1 protein-coding gene is annotated in these 2072 nt (G+C 32.7%); it reads right to left on the reverse strand.

The genetic code is table 11. From position 1 onward, the window contains the following. Positions 1-221: 221 nt before the first annotated feature. The coding region (locus Q0138_RS02755) for a hypothetical protein (protein WP_297980603.1) at positions 222-2072 on the reverse strand (1851 nt) is incomplete at its 5' end.

The following is a 2072-nucleotide window of genomic DNA, read 5'->3' on the forward strand; positions in this document are numbered from 1 at the left end:
ATTAATTTTTAAAAAAAGAAAAAATAATTATCTTATAAGTTAATATAAGATAATTTTACTAATTTTGTTGTTTTTTTATTTAATCAATCGTATTTGCTTATTTTATTGATTAAATACATGTTTTTTTATTTAATCAATCGTATTTGCTTATTTTAATTGATTAAATGCATGTTTTTTTATTTAATCAATCCTTTTCACTTGTTTTAATTGATTAAACATTATTATGGAACTATGTTGATTTTGGATTGGATTGCGTCTACCTTGTAGCTTGAATTTGCTAAAACAGAAGATGTTACAGTATAGGTTCCTACAGGTAAATCAAGACTTACATAACCGTTTTTACTAGTTGTTAACTTGTATGTGGTATATGCATTTGCCAATGTACTGTTGATTCCAATGCTTTTTCCCTTTTTGGCATAGGTAAGGAAATTCTTTACCAATTCATCAGCGGTATCTCCATAAACATAATCAACTTTTGTTTTTGTGTTCAGGTATTTTCCGGGATAATACAATCCTGTAAAGCTTTTTGGACTGTAGTCATCGTCATGTGCCCTTATAAGCCAAGTCATATTAGCTAAATTAAGGTAAATCGGAGGTGATACGCAACCTAAAACAAACTGGTTCTTGTTGTATTTCAGGTAATTCTTATAGTAGTTTGATGCCATGTCAACAAACATTCCGCTATCGACTCCTCCTACAAGACTGAATACGCAAACGTTTTTGTATTTTGCAACATCGCTGACGTGATAGTTAGGTCCGACTCCTGAAACGATGACTGTATATCCTTTTTCTCTTAAAATCTTTGCCATCTGGTTCAATAATTTTTTGTCTGCAGTCTTATTGATAATATTGTCTGAGCTTAGGACAATTGTTTTTTTAGTGATCTTGTTTCCGCTTCCCTTTGTAATGTTAAGGTTTTTAACCCTTAGTTTCACGGTTTCACCAACAATAGGATTGCCATTTAAATCTGTTAGGCGGATATAGTATTTCACTGTATCATTGCCGTAGAGATGCTTTGTTTGATTTTTGGCAAACAGCTCTGCAGTTGTGTTTCTTAAAACCTTGACCTTTATGCTTCTGCTTGATTTCAAGTATCCCTTGTCTCCGGCAAATTTAATCTTTACGGTGTATGTTCCAGGCACCTTTGTAATCCTGAGACTTGCCTTTCCGATGTCACTTGTTGTCTTTTCAGTGTTTTTATTGGATAGGGTAAATGTAACTTTCTCTTTTGAAAGGTTTCTGTTTCCGCTGTCCTTCAAGACAACATTCAGGTATTTTCCCCTTACAACACTATAGTTTAAAACAACTATCTTTGTCTTTATGTTGTGTGCATTTATGGTAAATGTTTTGCTTGTCTTCAAATAGGGGGTTCCCCCATTGAAGCTGAGTTTCAAAGGATATTTTCCTTTAGAGGATGTGCTTATCTTATGGCTAATTCTGCCCTTTGAATTGGTAGTTTTTGTGTAGGTCTTTCCATTGAACTTGAGAGTGACCTTTTTGGAAGCCAATGCATCTCCATTTTGATCTTTTAGATAAGCATAGAAATAGTTTCCCCTTATGATTGAACTGCTGTTTGTTGTGAAACTTGTCTTAAGCAAATGAATTTTTAATGTAAAGGTCTTGTTTGATTTGGAATAGTTCTCATTTCCATTGTATTTAACTGTGGCTGAGTATTTTCCAATGTTCAAGTTAAGCTTTAAAGCCATCTTTCCAAGACTGTTTGTTGTATTTGTATATTTTTTATTGTTTAGAATTATTGTTAGTTTTTGATTTTTAATTGTCTTGTTGTCCTTATCAAGTAATTGGACATATAGGGTTCTTCCTTTAACAACTGAAGCATTTATGACTTTTATTTTTGTTTTTATTGGACTTGATAAGCTTGTTGAGGAAGCGTTTGCAGTTTCATCAACTGCAGATTGGACAGCATTATTGTCTTCACTTGAATCTGTATTGTTTGTTGTTGATTCGGTTTGAGTTGAATCTGTATTGTTTGTTGTTTCAGCTTCATTTTGGGTTGAATCTGTATTGTTTGTTGTTTCAGCTTCATTTTGGGTTGAATCTGTATTGTTTGT

Source organism: uncultured Methanobrevibacter sp. (assembly GCF_937906425.1).
GTDB lineage: Archaea > Methanobacteriota > Methanobacteria > Methanobacteriales > Methanobacteriaceae > Methanobrevibacter.